Origin of the sequence: Mycolicibacterium arabiense (assembly GCF_010731815.2) — a bacterium.
GTDB lineage: Bacteria > Actinomycetota > Actinomycetes > Mycobacteriales > Mycobacteriaceae > Mycobacterium > Mycobacterium arabiense.
The window spans coordinates 678,150-693,034 of the sequence record NZ_AP022593.1 but is presented as its reverse complement, the minus strand read 5'-3'; the positions used below and the strand labels follow the sequence as shown (position 1 = coordinate 693,034).

Annotated in this window: 11 protein-coding genes; 6 read left to right on the top strand and 5 right to left on the bottom strand. The window is 66.4% G+C overall.

Annotated elements, in window-relative coordinates; translation table 11 throughout:
- Positions 1 to 130 precede the first annotated feature (130 nt).
- Positions 131 to 697 (bottom strand): type 1 glutamine amidotransferase domain-containing protein, encoded by a 567-nt coding sequence (locus G6N61_RS04990; RefSeq protein WP_163917532.1) that lies wholly within the window; start codon positions 695 to 697, stop codon positions 131 to 133.
- A gap of 403 nt (positions 698 to 1,100) precedes the next feature.
- On the opposite strand from G6N61_RS04990, the gene G6N61_RS04985 reads away from it, so the two are divergent.
- The 3 genes from G6N61_RS04985 (at position 1,101) to G6N61_RS04975 (ending at position 5,492) form a co-directional block, all read left to right on the top strand.
- Positions 1,101 to 2,240, top strand: coding sequence for a glutathione-independent formaldehyde dehydrogenase (locus tag G6N61_RS04985; protein ID WP_163917531.1), 1,140 nt, complete (start codon positions 1,101 to 1,103; stop codon positions 2,238 to 2,240).
- Between the two features lie 132 nt (positions 2,241 to 2,372).
- Positions 2,373 to 3,581, top strand: coding sequence for a low temperature requirement protein A (locus tag G6N61_RS04980; RefSeq protein ID WP_163917530.1), 1,209 nt, complete (start codon positions 2,373 to 2,375; stop codon positions 3,579 to 3,581).
- Positions 3,582 to 3,812: 231 nt separating this feature from the next.
- On the top strand, positions 3,813 to 5,492 hold the full coding sequence (locus G6N61_RS04975; RefSeq protein ID WP_163917529.1) for a helix-turn-helix domain-containing protein: 1,680 nt from the start codon (positions 3,813 to 3,815) through the stop codon (positions 5,490 to 5,492).
- A 197-nt stretch (positions 5,493 to 5,689) separates the two neighbouring features.
- On the opposite strand, the gene G6N61_RS04970 is transcribed toward G6N61_RS04975, so the two are convergent.
- Entirely contained in the window at positions 5,690 to 6,502 is an 813-nt protein-coding gene (locus G6N61_RS04970; RefSeq protein ID WP_163917528.1) for an oxidoreductase, read from the bottom strand.
- A 31-nt stretch (positions 6,503 to 6,533) separates the two neighbouring features.
- Complete coding sequence (gene car / locus G6N61_RS04965) at positions 6,534 to 10,091, bottom strand: carboxylic acid reductase (protein ID WP_163917527.1); 3,558 nt, start codon at positions 10,089 to 10,091, stop codon at positions 6,534 to 6,536.
- Positions 10,092 to 10,195: 104 nt separating this feature from the next.
- On the opposite strand from car, the gene G6N61_RS04960 reads away from it, so the two are divergent.
- On the top strand, positions 10,196 to 10,669 hold the full coding sequence (locus G6N61_RS04960; RefSeq protein WP_163917526.1) for a winged helix-turn-helix transcriptional regulator: 474 nt from the start codon (positions 10,196 to 10,198) through the stop codon (positions 10,667 to 10,669).
- 21 nt (positions 10,670 to 10,690) lie between these two features.
- Here G6N61_RS04960 and G6N61_RS04955 read toward each other — a convergent pair whose 3' ends face one another.
- A complete protein-coding gene (locus G6N61_RS04955; protein ID WP_163917525.1) occupies positions 10,691 to 11,266 on the bottom strand; it encodes a TetR/AcrR family transcriptional regulator in 576 nt (191 codons plus the stop codon).
- A gap of 160 nt (positions 11,267 to 11,426) precedes the next feature.
- Here G6N61_RS04955 and G6N61_RS04950 point away from each other — a divergent pair, with 160 nt between their 5' ends.
- Together G6N61_RS04950 and G6N61_RS04945 are read left to right on the top strand one after the other, a co-directional pair.
- Entirely contained in the window at positions 11,427 to 13,118 is a 1,692-nt protein-coding gene (locus G6N61_RS04950; protein WP_163917524.1) for a phytoene desaturase family protein, read from the top strand.
- Positions 13,119 to 13,153: 35 nt separating this feature from the next.
- Positions 13,154 to 13,354 (top strand): hypothetical protein, encoded by a 201-nt coding sequence (locus G6N61_RS04945; RefSeq protein ID WP_163917523.1) that lies wholly within the window; start codon positions 13,154 to 13,156, stop codon positions 13,352 to 13,354.
- Between the two features lie 17 nt (positions 13,355 to 13,371).
- Here G6N61_RS04945 and G6N61_RS04940 read toward each other — a convergent pair whose 3' ends face one another.
- A complete protein-coding gene (locus G6N61_RS04940) occupies positions 13,372 to 14,883 on the bottom strand; it encodes a serine hydrolase domain-containing protein (RefSeq protein ID WP_163917522.1) in 1,512 nt (503 codons plus the stop codon).
- Positions 14,884 to 14,885 lie beyond the last annotated feature (2 nt).

Here is a 14,885-nt window from a genome sequence, read left to right as displayed (position 1 = left end):
GACGGGAAACCCGCACTTCTGGTGAACCACTTTGCCCACTGAATGAATTCGCAGCGTCGTCCCGGCAGGCCCAAGAGTCGTCCTCCGAGTAGACCTCCCGGGACCACGGCCAGCGGGACGGACGGCAACGTCATCGCCCCGTTGCGCCCGCTCGCGGTCGGGCGAATGCATCGACGATCGCGTTGCAGAACGCAGGTAGGTCGTCGGGTGACCGACTGGAAATCAGATTCCCGTCGACGACGACTTCCTCGTCTACGACGGTGGCACCCGCGTTGCGTAGATCAGTGCGCACGCTTGGATAGGACGTCAGTGTGCGCCCGTTGGCCACGCCGGCCTCGACCAGCGTCCACGGGCCGTGGCAGATCGTGGCCACTGGCTTTCCCGAGTTCACGAAGGCGCGCACGAATGAGACGGCGGTTTCATCGATGCGAAGCTTGTCGGGATTGACGGTCCCGCCGGGCAGCAGCAAGGCGTCGTAGTCGTCCACCGATGCGTCGGCGATCACTCGATCGACGACGAACGTACCCGCGGATTCGAGGTCGTTGTTGCGCGCCTGGATCTCACCCGCTTTCAACGACAGCAGTTCGGTCTCCCCGCCGGCGTCCTGCACCGCGCCGCGCGGGGTCTCCAACTCAACGCGTTCCACGCCATCCGCAGCTAGGATCGCGATCCTCCTGCCCTGCAATGTATTCGCCATGGCGGACTCCTTGTCTCGGGACGTAGTCGCAGGCGCGTCAGTCGCCTGCCGACCCAAGACTCGGTGCTTGACCCGCCGATGTCCTGGCCACGCTGGATTGATGTTTCATTCGAGATTTCATCCCGGTGTGCCAGTTCATCGCCGAGAAGGTGTCGGTCGTAGCGCAGGCGCGCCACGCCGCACTCGGGCACCTGACGGCCCTGCGACCCAGCGTGAGCAGCCGGTTCGCATGTCTACGAGTGGCCGCCAGGCCGAGGATGGTGCCCGCGGCTCGTACTGACAGGGCGAACGTGGCCCCGAATGTTGGGCTTGCCGGCCCACTCCTTGGCATCCCCTCGTAATCGCACACTAAGGGGGACCAGCACGATCCAGAACGGCACCAGATGGCTGAGGAGATTCGAGAATGAAAGCACTCGTGTATGACGGACCGCGCGACGTCGTCGTCAAAGACGTTGCGGACGCCAAGATCGAGCATCCGACGGACGTGCTGGTGAAGATCACCGCCACCAACATCTGTGGGTCGGACCTGCACATGTACGAAGGCCGCACCAACCTGGAGCCGGGCATGGTGCTCGGGCACGAGAATCTGGGCATCGTTGCCGAGGTGGGCAATGCGGTCGTCAAGGTATCGGCTGGGGATCGAGTGTGTGTCCCCTTCAACATAGGTTGTGGCTTCTGCCGTAACTGCGAGGAGGGCCTGACGGCCTTCTGTCTGACAGCGCATCCGGATCCGAAAATGGCGGGCGCCGCCTACGGGTTCGCCGGGATGGGACCGTTCTGGGGTGGGCAGGCCGAGTATCTGCGGGTGCCGTTCGGTGATTTCAATCTCCTTCGACTCCCCGAGGACGCGCAGGAGAAGGAAGCCGACTACGTGATGCTCGCCGACATCTTTCCTACCGGATGGCACTGCACTCGCCTGGCCGACATGCAGCCAGGCGATTCCATGGTCGTGTACGGGGCCGGCCCGGTCGGATTGATGGCCGCATACTCGGCGATGATCCAAGGCGCCAGCAAGGTGATGATCGTCGATCGTCACCCCGACCGTCTGCGTCTTGCCGAAGAGATCGGCGTCATCCCCATCGACGATTCCAAGGGCGATCCCGTTGAGCAGGTGCTCGAACAGACTCAGGGACGGGGTGCCGACAAGGGTTGTGAATGCGTCGGTTATCAAGCACATGACCCACAGGGACATGAAGACTCGGCCATGACCATGAACCGACTGGTCGACTCGGTGCGATTCACCGGGCACATCGGAGTGGTCGGCATCTTCCTGCCGCAGGATCCGAACGCGCCCGACGAACTGGAGCAGGAGGGCAAGATCGCCTTCGACATGGGCAAGTTCTGGTTCAAGGGTCAGAAGATCGGTACCGGGCAGGCCAACGTCAAGCACTACAACCGCCAGCTTCGCGACCTGATCCACGAGGGCAGGGCCAAGCCGTCGTGGATCGTCTCCCACCAACTCTCGCTGGACGAGGCTCCGTCGGGCTATGAACATTTCGATGCCCGCGACGACGGATGGACGAAGGTCATCCTGCACCCGTGAGGCAGCCCAGACCGAGAAGAGCGGCCAGATCGTCGGGGCGGTCGGCGTCCGCGGGTGGATCCCAGAAGGTGTTGTCGGAGAACGACATCGCCGGTGAACAGGACAGTCGATGATCATGACCACCGGTCGACGATGACGGCCCACGGCGGCAATGCCGCAGGGGGATCAACCGGCCGCGAGCCCCACACCGACGAGTTGCGGGAGTCGCCGGGGGCGGACGGGCGGTCGATGGGCAACCTGGAGTTGTTCTTCGATCTCACGTTCGTCTACGCGATGTCGCAGGTCACCCACCTGATGCTCAGTGACGTGTCCTGGCAGGGATTCGGCCGGGGGGTGCTAGCTCTGCTGGCCCTCTGGTGGGCGTGGGTCTGTTACGCCTGGCTGACCAACATGTTCGACGTGGCGCGGGTGGCTCACACGACGCTGATCATCCTCGCGATGGCGGCGATGATGATCGCGGTCATCGCGCTGCCGAGCGCCTTCACCACCGGTGCGTTCGTCTTCGGTCTCGCATTGCTCGCCGTTCGCCTCATCAACGCCGGTATGTTCATCGCCTCGTCATGGCGCGACGAGGTTGAATCGGCGTCGACGATCCGCCGACTGGTGCCGGGGTTACTCATCGGGCCTGCCTTGATCGTTGCCGCTGCATTCGTGCCCTCGCCGTATCGTGAACTGCTATGGGTCGCCGCGGCGGCGGTCGACTTCGGCACTCCGCGGCTAGCGGGAACGAACGGACTTCGAGTCGTCCCGTCGTACTTCATCGAGCGCCACGGTTCGGTCATCATCATCGCGCTAGGTGAGGCGATCATCGCGCTAGGGGCGGTGGCATCCGAAGACCTCCGCCACCCGGGTGTCTTGGGCGCCGTGGTGTGCGGCGTGCTGATCTCGGCCACCCTGTGGTGGACATACTTTGGCCTCACCACAGGAGCCGAAGAACGCATGCGGCGAACGGCCGCCGAAGATCGGCCACGGTTGGCCCTTGACGCTTACAGCTACCTACACCTGCCGCTCGTCGCGGGAATCGTCTTCTTCGCCGTGGGGATCCGGGTTTCGGTGGAGCACGTCGACGACCCGCTCGCGCCGCTGGCCGCCTTCGCACTCACCGGAGGGGTGGCAATGTTCTACGCCGCCGAGGTGGCCTACCGATGGCGTGACCACCATCAGGTCACAGTCGATCGGCTCCTTGCTGCCGCCGCGTCTCTCTTGGTGTTCCCGATGGCGATCTCTGCCCCTGCCGTCTGGTCGTTGGCCGTTCTCACCGTGATTGGGGTGCTGCGACTCGCGTGGGAGCTGTGGCGGCGACCTCAGATAGGAACCGGCAGAGCGGGAACCGTGCGGTGAGGCAAGCCAATCTGGTGCGGTTCTGGTGTGAATCGAACATCTGCTCGTCGAAGCGACCTGTCAGCATCGGAACGGAGTAGTGTCGAATCAGCGGATGGCAAGTGGGCAGAAGCGGATTCGGAAGGGCGCTTGGGACTGCCACTTCGGGTACGCCTGCCCGACGACGCCACGCTAGCGGACAGTCCCGCCCACGAATTGTTCAAGAGAGGCGCCCAGCGTGGCCACTCCGAGATGAACGACGAAACGCACGGCCCCCGAGCGAGCACCCAGATCGGACAGACATTGTCTGCCGGCTTGGCCGCGCTGTCGCGCGTCAGCTTCAGTGATGCCGACGCCGGCGAGATCTTCCACTCGGCCTCGGCCACCGTTGGCGGACTCGGACCCTGCCAGGTCGAGGCCAGTTATCAGTCGATGAATGGCGAATTCGTACGGTTTCCAACATCCCAGCCACCACACCCGGAGATCGAACGGCACCGCCAGTCCAACTGGGATGGTCGGATCGACGTCGAGGACGGCCGGTGGGGGTGGGCGTTTCCACTGCGTCACCGACGCGTGATCCACGGGTGCCTGGTGGTCAGCGCGGCCAGCGCACCCACGAAGGATCAAACCGAACTGCTGGCCATCTTGGCCCAGCAGACCGGCGCCGCCCTGGCACATGCCGCAACGCGCAAACGCGACTCGGACGATGCGGCGCGGCTGACGGAATCAATCTCCGACTTGCAAGACAGGAACCGTGAACTCGCCAAAGCGGTGGCGCGGCTGCAGCGGCAGACGAACGTGCACGAAGCCTTGAGCACAACACTGGCTGCGGGGACGGGCGAGCAAGGAATCGCGGATGTACTCAGCGATTTGACGGGGCATTCGGTGGCTGTCGAGGATCGATTCGGCAACCTGCTGTGCTGGGCCGGGCCCGGACTACCGCACCCCTACCCCAAACAACGGGCGCCCCAGCGCGAGCAGTTACTCCACGAACTGGCCGCACAGGGCGGTCGAGCACGAATCGGACGGCGGGTCCTCACCCTCATCCAACCCAGGGCCGAGACCCTCGGCGTCCTAGCGTTGAACGACCCGAACGGTACGGTGACCGACGACGACTTGTTCGCCCTGCACCACGGCGCCACCGTTTTGGCCCTGGAGCTCTCCCATCAGCGGACCGTCGCCGAGATCGAACTCAACCTACGCCGCGAGCTCGTCGACGATCTCTTGGCAGGTACCGACCGGGACGGGGCCTACGGTCGTGCCGACGCCCTGAACCATGATCTGCGGCGCCCCCACTACGTAGTGGTAGTACAGAGTGCTGGTCGCACCGAGAACGCTCTGACAATCGCAGCCGGGCGGGCCGCAACCGCGTTGAATCTCAACTACTTACAGGGACGCCACGGCGGTCTGGTCGTGCTGCTCACCGATGGCCGCCCAGACCCAGGGGCGCTGCACCGCACGATCAGTGAAATACTCGGCAAGACCACCAGCGTCGTTGGCATCGGCTCCCGATGCCTGGTACCCGATGACTTTCCGCAATCCTTCGTGGAAGCCCGTCGGGTCATGAGCATTCGCCTGCGTTCAGCCAGTCCGCAAGGTGCAGCGGCGTTCGACGAACTTGGATTCTATCGTCTCATCGATGCCGCCCACGGCGGTGGAGAAGTCGAGAGCTTCGTACGCGAATGGCTGGGCACACTGCTGGATTACGACCACTGCAAGAGTTCCGACCTGGTGATGACACTGAGCGACTACTTGGAGTGCGGCGGAAATTACGACGAATCCGCGGCTGCACTGCACATTCATCGCAGCACTCTTCGTTACCGGTTGGCACGCATCGCTGAGATCACCGGCCACGACCTCCGGAATGTCGATACCCGATTCAACCTGCACGCGGCGACGAGGGCATGGCGCTTCCTGAACCCTGATGACTGAACGGATACCCGCTGCGACGGGCGTCTGGGGCGAGCCGTCGCTGCCGTCAGCGGTACTGACCGTCTCAATGTCGTCAGCCCTAGGTACACCGTCGACGCTCCGAAACCCCCGAGGCTCCAGGACACGTCGAAGCCCGTGACGACGGACGGAACAACGTCATCGAGCATCCCAGAGGCCATTGGGCCGGTGTCTTCGGCTCACTTCCCCGCAGCGAGCGACTTGCGCAATTGCTTGTCGAAGGCCCTGCGGGGAGCGAATCGACGCAGTGCGACCAACTGTCGCGCGGAGCCGGCCGGGTAGCGCAGCTTCGGATTCTCGTCCGTTGCGGCGGCCACGACGGCCTTCGCCACGACCGCGGGATCGTCCCCGTTATTGACCTGCTCTGCCACGGCCTGATTCGACCGTCGCCGCCGGTGTTCGTAGACCGGCAACGGGTTGTCCGGTTCGGCCGTGTTGTCGTCGAAACCGGTTCTGGTGCCGCCGGGTTCGACGAGGACGACGCGGATGCCGTCGTCACGGACTTCGTGGTCGACGGATTCGGAGTACCCCTCGACGGCGAACTTCGTCGCGCTGTAGGCGGCCATGAAGGGTGCGGGCATCAACCCGAAGATCGACGAGATGTTCACGATGCGTCCGCTGCGTTGCGTGCGCATGTGCGGTAGGACGGCGTTGGTCATCCGCATGACGCCGAAGACGTTGATGTCGAACAGTCGCTGCGACTGGGTGATCGAGTTCTCCTCGCTGGCCCCATTGAGGCCCATGCCGGCGTTGTTCACCAGAACGTTAATTCGTCCGAACCGTGCGATCACCGCGTCGACCGCCGCAGCCACGGATTCGTCGCGAGTGACGTCGAGTTCCACGAAGGACAGGCCCCGCTCGTCGGCCAGACCCGAGGCGTTGCGGCTCGTGCCCACCACCTGGTAACCGGCGTCGACCAGGGCGCGGGCGGCGAACCTGCCGAGGCCCGAGTTGGCGCCGGTGACGAGTGCGACCCGTTGCGATGTCGTCATGGGAGGACGCTCCTTCGTTCGTAGCGGTGTGTCAGGCGGGGAGGAGTCCGAGAACACGGAGGTCGGCGACGTACTTGTCGATCAGCCGCCGGGACACGTGCGGAACGTCTCCGTCAGCGCCGATGCCGTTCTGCTGCACGGCTTTCCGGAAAACGCTCGCCGGCGCCAGGGAGCCGTTCACCGGTGTCTCGGGGCGGCCATAGGCTGTCAACAGGGGGAGCACGGAGTGCTGGCGGACCGCGTCGGGCAGTGCTCGCAGAGCGGTTTCGAAACGGCTGAGCCACTGTCCGTAGTCGTCGACGCGGTGGATCGGATGTCCCGATTCGATGAGCCAGTCGACGAAGACGTCGAGCGAGACGCCGTCGTCGTGGGGGTTCATCACGTCGTAGGAACGAAAGCCACGAGCTGCCGAGGCTCCCAGCGTGGTGATCGACTCGGCGACGAAGTCGACGGGGAGTCCGTCGTAGTGCGCCCGCGGTCGTCCGCCCTCAGGGGTCCGCTGATAGAACGATCCCGGAGCCAGACCCGTGACCACGAGGCTGTAGATCAGCCGGGTGAACATGTCGGGGACGTTCAGCTGTCCGGCATGCCGACGGTCGGCGAGGATCATCCCGGAGCGGAACACCGAGACCGGCAGTCCGCACAGGTCGTGTGCTTCGCGCAGCAGCACCTCGCCGGCCCACTTGCTGTTGCCGTAGCCGTTGGCGTAGGAGTCGTCGACGGGGCGCTGCGCACTGACCACTCGGATGTCGCCGTCTTCGTCGAAGTCGTCCGGCGCCACGGTCATGGCAACCGAGACGGTCGACAGGTAGTTGACCGGCTTCAGGCGGCTGCTGAGTGCCAGCCGGATGATCTCAGCCGTCCCGACGACGTTGGGCCCGAACAACTGTCGGTACGGCAGCACGTGGTTGACCAGTGCCGCCGGATGCACGATCAGGTCGACGCGTTCCGCCAGCGCGTCCCACACCTGCTGGTGCAGCCCGAACTGCGGCTCGCTGATGTCGCCGGCGACGACCTCGAGGTGCTCGGCGGCCAGCGCCCGGAACCGCGAACTGAGTTCCGGGTCCGCGTCGTGGAAGACCTGCTCCAGGCGTGCCCGCGCGGAGTCGTCGTCGGCACCTCTCAGGAGGCAGATCAGTGTTCCACCGGTCTCGGTGAGCCGCTGCAGCCATTCCAGCGCGAGGAAGCGCCCCAGGTAACCGTTGGCGCCGGTCAGCAACACGGTGGTGGGTGCGTGCACCCCCGGCAGCCTGAGCGTCCGGGCGCTGGCCAAGAGGTCCTCCGGGAGGAACTCGTCCAAGTCGAGGTCGGCTGCGCGGATGGTCGTGGCGTTCGGTCCGTGCACGCCGTCGGGGGTGGGTCCGGACGGGCCGCTGCCCTTCTCCTTCTGCACGTGGTCGGCGATGTCGGCGAGCGTCGTCGTCGGCCCGGTCAACAACCCCACGGGGGTCTCGACGCCGAACAGCTCCTGCAGCAGGTTCGAGAACGTCAACGCACTGAGCGAATCGCCGCCCAGATCGACGAAGTGGTCGTCACGAGTGACGGTTGCAGTCGGGCTGCCGAGCAACGCGGCTGCCGCTTGAATGACGGTGTCTACGACCGGCTGATGCTGGGCGTTGGTACGCAGTGCGCGGACTTCATCGGCACGGGCGCTGTCGATGTCCTCGTAGAGTTCTTCGAGGGCGGCACCGTAGCGTTCCTTGAGTTTCGGACGCAGCAATTTGCCCACCCCCGATAGCAACCCGTTGGCGGTGCTGAACGGTTCGGTCTTGACGAGGAAGTCGACCGGGACCTCGTAAGGCTGCAGATCGGCGTCGCGCGCCGTGCGTGAGATGCCGTCGCGGATCGCCGCCACGAGTTCGTCGGTCACCCCGGCATGCGCCGTCAGCGCGTCGTCGGTCGGGACGACGACGGCCAGCAGGGCTGGTCGTTCGCTGTTGCCGTAGAGGAAGATCTGCCGGATCAGCGGGGTCCGCGCGAACTCGGCTTCGAGTCGTGCGACCGCGACGAACTCGCCCTGGGAGAGCTTGATGACGTTGTTGCGCCGGTCCACGTACGCCAGGCGGTCCGGCGCCAGTTCGGCGACGACGTCTCCGGTGCGGTAGTAGCCGTCGGCGTCGAACACCTCCGCGGTGATCTCGGGGCGTTTGTAGTAACCGGCCATGGCTGCTGCGCTCTTTACCAGGAGCTCCCCGCGAGGGTGGGGCCGGTCCGTGCTGAAGTAGCCGAGTTCGGGGACGTCGACGAGCTTGTAGTCGAGGACGAGTGGCCGGACGACGGTGCCGTCGGTCGTGACCGCGCCGATCTCGGTGAGGCCGTAGGCGTCGACCACGTCGACCTGCAGGCAGGACCGCAGGAAGGCGCGCATCTCGGCAGCGAGCGGTGCGGTGCTGACGAAGCCGGAGAGAACCCGACCGCCGAGCACCTCGTCGCGGACCTCGCTCATGGCCGTCCGCTCGGCGGTCGCGCGATCGCGGCCGGCGACCACGAGACGATCGACGATCTGCCGGTAGCGCTGATAAAGCATGTCCACGACCCGGGGAACGAGACCAAGGTCGGTGGGCCGCACCAGCGCCCAGTCGTCGAACAGCGTCGAGAGGTCGGGTTCGGCGACGAAGTAGCTCGTGCCGCCTGCCTGGAATGCGGCAGATACCGGGAGGCGCCCGGCGAGGTGGTTGAGCGGCATGAAGTCGAGGTTGATGACCACTGCATCGGGCTGTTTGAGGGGAATGGTCCACAGGGTGGCGACCATCCGCTCGCTCCACATCGCCCCCTTGGGCGCTCCGGTGCTCCCCGAGGTATAGAGGATCATCGCCAGTCGGTCGTCTGACCCCTCGGTATACATTGGCGCATCCGGGAGTTGGGTGCCGCGGGCGATGAGGTCGGGCAGGGTCTCGACGACGACGTCCCCACCGGCGTCGGCGAATCGGGCGCGCGCTCTACCGAGGCGCTCGCGATGGTCGTCATCGTCGGGTCGGTAGTCGAAGACGACCAGCCGCGACAACCATGGTTGGCCCACTGCCGACTCGACCGCCAGGTCGAGGTAGTCCGCGCCGACCGCGAGGACCCGAGGCGCGGTCTCCTCCAGTATGGGTGCCAGGCGCACAGCAGACGTGTTGTGCTGCAGCGGAACTGCGACCAGGCCGAGGTAACCGCACACCAGGTCGAGGGTCAGGTAGTCAGCGCTGGCGAACCCGATGGTGGCGACGAACTCGCCTGCCGCGATCGGCGCGTGGGGGTCGTGGTGCCAAGCGCCGGCCACGGCGCGCACGCGCGACCAGAGTTCGCCGTAGGACAACGTGTCGAAGGCCGGCAGGAGGTGCCTGGAGCGACGGCCGGTGGCTTCGTCCACAACGGTTGTGGCCGATCTGGTGCCGACGGCCGGTCGGTCCGCATACCCCTCGACGAGGGTGTGCAGCACCCGGGATAGCCGCAGGCCGGGCCGTCGGGCCGCGTCGACGACCTGCTGACGGGGGAGCGACGCTCGGTACTGCGGGTCACGCTGGAACAGCAGTTCCGCGCGGTGCGCCGACTCGAGGTCGTCGACGTCGGCATCGACGGTCGGCCTGATCGGCGATTCAGTGGTCACGCGCCCACCCCTCGTTCGTCGCCGCACCTGACTGTACTGGCGTCTAGTCAGACTCTAACGCGCTGACTTTACTGAAGGCAAGTCAGCGTGGCACCATGTGGGGTATGACCTCTGCGACGCTGGTAGGCCGACTCGCCGATCGGGACTCCTGGCGGGCGGACGACTGCTCGATGGCGGCGGCACTGGACATCGTCGGCCGCCGAGCCAGCCTGCTCCTGCTGCGCGAGGCGTTCTACGGGGCGCATCGCTTCGACGAGTTCGCGCGCCGCGCGCAGCTCAGCGACAAGATCACCGCCACCCGGCTCCGCGAACTCGTCGACGAGGGAATCCTGGAGAAGCGTCCCTACCACGAATCCGGGCAACGGGCCCGCGAGGACTACCACCTCACCCAGAAGGGCGAGGAACTCCTCCCCATACTGCTGGGTCTGATGCGTTGGGGAGACCGATGGGCCCGGCCCGACGGCGGCCGCGTGGGGCTGTCGCACATCGACTGCGATGCGCCCATCGACGTCGAGGTCCGTTGCGCCAAGGGGCATTCCGTGACCGCGCCCGACATCCAAGCCGCACTGCGAGGCTGAGGGTTCGGCTCGTACCGACCGCTACTGGTGCGTGGCGCGGGCGAGGTGATGGTCGATCAGGATCTCGACCTGGCTCCGAACGTCGTCGAGTGGTGTCAGCGATCGCTGCGCGACGGCCATGAGGACGGCGCCCTCGACCGCGGCGAGAACCGTGTTGGACAGCTGCATTGCCGTCGGCCCGGGGATGCCGTGACGGCGCAGGGAGTCGGCGATGGCCGTCTGCCACCGTGTGAACGCCTCGCCGGCGGCGTCGGCGATGTCCGGTTCCGAGGACCGTGCCAGTCCCGCGGCGGCGATCGGGCAGCCTGCCGAGAAGTCGCCGCCGGCGACGACCTCCTTCCACTGCGCGACGAACTCGGCGAGTGACTCCTGAGGGGTGGGCTTGTCCAGGGCCTTGTCGATCTGGTGCCCGATGAACATTCCGGCCACCTGCGTGGCTTCCCTCACCAGTTCGGTCTTCCCGTCCGGAAACGTGTTGTAGATGGACCGGCGTGAGACGTGGCTGTGGTCGGTGATCGCGGCGATCCCCGTTCCCGCGACCCCGTGGCGGCGCAAGAGATCGATCGTGCTGAAGATCAACGCATCCCGTGCCGTCATGAGAGCCCCTCGGTCGTCGCGCGCCGCACCGTGTCGGTGCCGCCGGGTTGCCACTTTACCGATCGGTGTATATCGTCGACCCGACGCGGGTTTACCGATCGGTGAAGTCGGGCACGTCTTCAGTCGAGTGACGAGGGGTTCGAGTGCAGCAGCGCGACCGATGGGACGCAATCGTGATCGGCTCGGGGTTGGGTGGGTTGGCGGCAGGGCCTACCTCGCTGCCGCCGGGCGCAAGACCCTGCTGGTGGAGCGGTATACGACCCTCGGCGGCTCGTCGCACGTCTTCGCCCGGCGCGGACGGTGGGAATTCGACTGCGGCGTCCACTACGTCAGCCACTGCGGGCCCGACGGGATCGTCACCGCCATGATGCGGGGGATCGGCCTCGAGGACCGGATCACCTGGCTGCCAATGGACCAGACGGGTTTCGACCGGATCATCGCTCCGGGCTTCGAACTCGCGACACCGGTGGGATGGGACGCGTACCGGGAGAGCCTCTTCGACGCCTTTCCCGGGGAGCAGCGAGCGGTCGCTCGCTTCCACGACGTCATGCGCAGAATCGGTGAGGCGCACGACCGCAACGACATGGTGACCACCGCGGGGATGGCCCGGTGGGCTGCCCGGGCCGGCCGCGGCGCCACGCTCATGGCCGTGCCGTACGGCGCCACGCTGGCCGCGCTGGGGTTGTCGCCGCGCGCGGCATACGCGCTCTCGGTGCAGTCCGGTGCTGTGGCGTGCAGCCCGACCGTCCTGCCGACGGCCGCGATGGCGGCGTTCTTCCAGGACTACGTGGGCACCGGGTCCTACTATCCCAAGGGCGGTGGGCAAATGCTTGCCGCAGGGTTCGCCGCGGTGATCTCCGCTCATGGCGGTGAGATACGCACGGGCAGAGAGGTTTCCGAGATCACCCTGGACGCCGGGCAGGTCAGCGGCATTCGCTTGGCCGACGGTGAAGCGCTGGCGGCGTCGACGGTCGTCTCGGACGCCGACATCGTCAAGACGTACACGGACCTGATCGGTCTCAGTCGGCTTCCCCGGCTGTTCCGCAGGCGCGTCGCCGGGTGGAAGATGTCGCAACCGCTCATCAACGGGTTCTTCGGCGTCGACATCGACCTCTCCGAGCGCTCGAACGGCAACTACTTCGCCATCCCGGAGTGGGGACCGGCCGACTCGTATCGAAGCATGGCATCCTTCGGCCGAAACACTCTCAACGGCAAGGGATTCGACTCGGGTCCCGAGTGGGCGCGCGACATGGCTCGTCGACAACCCATGTTCGTGCAATCATCGTCGCGTCGCGACCCGTCGAATCACCGCGCAGCGCCGCCCGGCCACGCCACAATCGAGGTTCAGACGGTCACCCCGGCCGATCCACGTCTGTGGGGCTTTGACGGCTACGACGTCGCCAGCGGTGAGTACTCCGACGACACCGCCTATCGCGAAGTCAAGAAGATCGTCATGGACGGCATGCTCGATCGAATGGAGCAGGCCTTTCCGGGGTCGTCGTCGAAGGTGGTGCTGAGCGAACTCGGCACTCCGGCGACGCAGACGCGCTTCGTCAACAACACCGCCGGTGCGCCCTTCGGACTGCAACTGCGACTGTCGCAGACCGGCCCGATGCGACCGAGGGACACCACGCCCATCCCTGGACTCTTCACCGTCGGGACGAGCACCGCGTGGGGTCCCGGCACGGTGGGCTCCATGCTGAGCGGGGTCAACGCAGCAGCAAGCATCGTCGGCCGCGACCTGGTCGGCCTGATCCGCCGAGGCGACCGGCTCGCCGATGCCTCGACACTGCCGACGTGGAATGAGGACTTCGACCCCTTCAGCACCACGCGGGCGCTTCACCGCCGTTGACTCCGTGATGCGCGGCGCGTCGTAGGTTGTGCGGTATGTCGGATCACCCGCTCTATTCGCCCGCGACCACGGCGCTGCTCCTCGCGATGACGGCGCTTCAGCGTGCCGGTGGCGTCCCGCCCACGGTCGCGCTGGACAACGCGATCCACGCCTGGCGTGACCACACCGAGGCGCGCGGCAGCGACACGTGGGAGTACGACGAGATCGTCGCGGTGGTCAGTCGGCTGACGGCCTGACGCGGGCCGCCGTCGACCTAGCTGCCGTAGAGGTGAAGGGCGCGTGCCGTTTCGGTGGCCACGTGACCGCTCAGTGTGGCGATCGGAGGGCCGCCGCGCTGATGGATCACGTTCGCCAGGATCACGACGTAGGTGTCCGACCCGGGGTCCATCCACACGGTGACCCCGGTGAACCCGGTATGGCCGAAGCTGCCGACGGGGAAGACCGCGCCGCGCGGTCTCGAGTGCGCAGTGTCGATGTCCCAGCCGAAGCCGCGCAGGTCCTCTCCCGGTATCGCCGGGTAGTCCGCTGCCAGCAGGGGATCCGCCGTGTTGGAGGCACGCTCGCTGGCCTCGTTCGCCGCTTCGACTTGACCCGCGTGGCGGCCGGGTTGCTGAGGCGTCGTCATCGTCTCAACGCTCGCCTGAGTCAACGGAAACGTGCTGGGCCGGTTGTCGAGACGATCGAGCAGGGCCTGCGCGAAGAGGCCTACGTCGTGCACCGTGGTGAAGACGCCGGCACTCCCGGCCACCCCACCCATGCGGCGTGCCGTCGGGTCGTGCACGGTGCCGCGAAGCGGGTGACCGAAGTCGGGGTTGACGCCCGGGGTGTCTTCGTCGATGGCCGTCGGTGCCGTGCGCTGCAGGAGGTCGGTGCTCCAGGTGTCGGGCATGCAATCGCCCGGCGCCGGTCCTCGCGGATCGTAGGCGATTGCCGCTCCACGGATCTGGTGTGGACCGCACGCCTTGCCGGCCGGCAGATAGTGGGTGTCCGACATGCCCAGCGGCCGAAAGACGTTGTCCTGCACGTAGACGTCCTCGGGTTCGCCGGTGATCTTCTCGAGCAGCGCGCCGAGGATGATGAAGTTGATGTCGGAGTAGTGGAAGCCTTCTCCGGGTTCGTACACCACCACCGCGGCGAGCGCTCGGCGAACGCCCTCGGCCTTGGCGGCTCGAACCAACCCCCACGCACCGTCCATGCTCAGTTCTCCCGCCATGCCGGAGGTGTGGGTCAGCAAGGTCCGCAGTGTGACCTGCGCGCGGCGGGGATCGCCGGCCGGGTTGAACTCGGGGAAGTACGTCTGCACCGGTTCGTCGATCCGGACCCTGCCCTGCTCGGAGAGCTGCATGATCGCGGTCGTGGTCGCGAGGCTCTTCGTCAACGAGGCGATGTCGAAGATGGTGTCCTCGGTCATCGGCTCGGCGGGGGCGGGTGCGCCGTCGAGCCCCGGCTCGCCGTCGAGCTTGCGCGCCCCGAACGCCTGGCGGAAGACGATCTTGCCGGCATGCCCGACCTGGACGACCGCGCCGGGTAGCCGCCGCGCCGCGATCGCGTCGTCGATCAAGCGGGAAACGGGGGAGAAGTCACCAGCCGGACTCACGTCGGCGACCGCTGGTGCCTGCGAGGTGGTGGTCGTGGGGGCGGTCGTGGTCGACGTGCCGGTGGCGAGCGGGGGAGGCGCAGAGTGTCCGCATGCCGCGGCGGAGAGCGTGCACACGACGACGCCCGCAGCTCGGAGCCGGGCGAGGTGAGTGCGTGACATCCTCATCA

What these genes read in the sequence shown, in the direction of transcription:
- G6N61_RS04985 (WP_163917531.1), top strand. Translation starts at nt 1,101, where the DNA reads ATGAAAGCACTCGTGTATGACGGACCGCGCGACGTCGTCGTCAAAGAC.
- G6N61_RS04970 (WP_163917528.1), bottom strand. Translation starts at nt 6,502, where the DNA reads ATGACGACATCGCAACGGGTCGCACTCGTCACCGGCGCCAACTCGGGC.
- G6N61_RS04945 (WP_163917523.1), top strand. Translation starts at nt 13,154, where the DNA reads ATGTCGGATCACCCGCTCTATTCGCCCGCGACCACGGCGCTGCTCCTC.
- G6N61_RS04950 (WP_163917524.1), top strand. Translation starts at nt 11,427, where the DNA reads ATGGGACGCAATCGTGATCGGCTCGGGGTTGGGTGGGTTGGCGGCAGG.
- G6N61_RS04960 (WP_163917526.1), top strand. Translation starts at nt 10,196, where the DNA reads ATGACCTCTGCGACGCTGGTAGGCCGACTCGCCGATCGGGACTCCTGG.
- G6N61_RS04975 (WP_163917529.1), top strand. Translation starts at nt 3,813, where the DNA reads ATGAACGACGAAACGCACGGCCCCCGAGCGAGCACCCAGATCGGACAG.
- G6N61_RS04955 (WP_163917525.1), bottom strand. Translation starts at nt 11,266, where the DNA reads ATGACGGCACGGGATGCGTTGATCTTCAGCACGATCGATCTCTTGCGC.
- G6N61_RS04980 (WP_163917530.1), top strand. Translation starts at nt 2,373, where the DNA reads ATGACGGCCCACGGCGGCAATGCCGCAGGGGGATCAACCGGCCGCGAG.
- G6N61_RS04940 (WP_163917522.1), bottom strand. Translation starts at nt 14,883, where the DNA reads ATGAGGATGTCACGCACTCACCTCGCCCGGCTCCGAGCTGCGGGCGTC.
- G6N61_RS04990 (WP_163917532.1), bottom strand. Translation starts at nt 697, where the DNA reads ATGGCGAATACATTGCAGGGCAGGAGGATCGCGATCCTAGCTGCGGAT.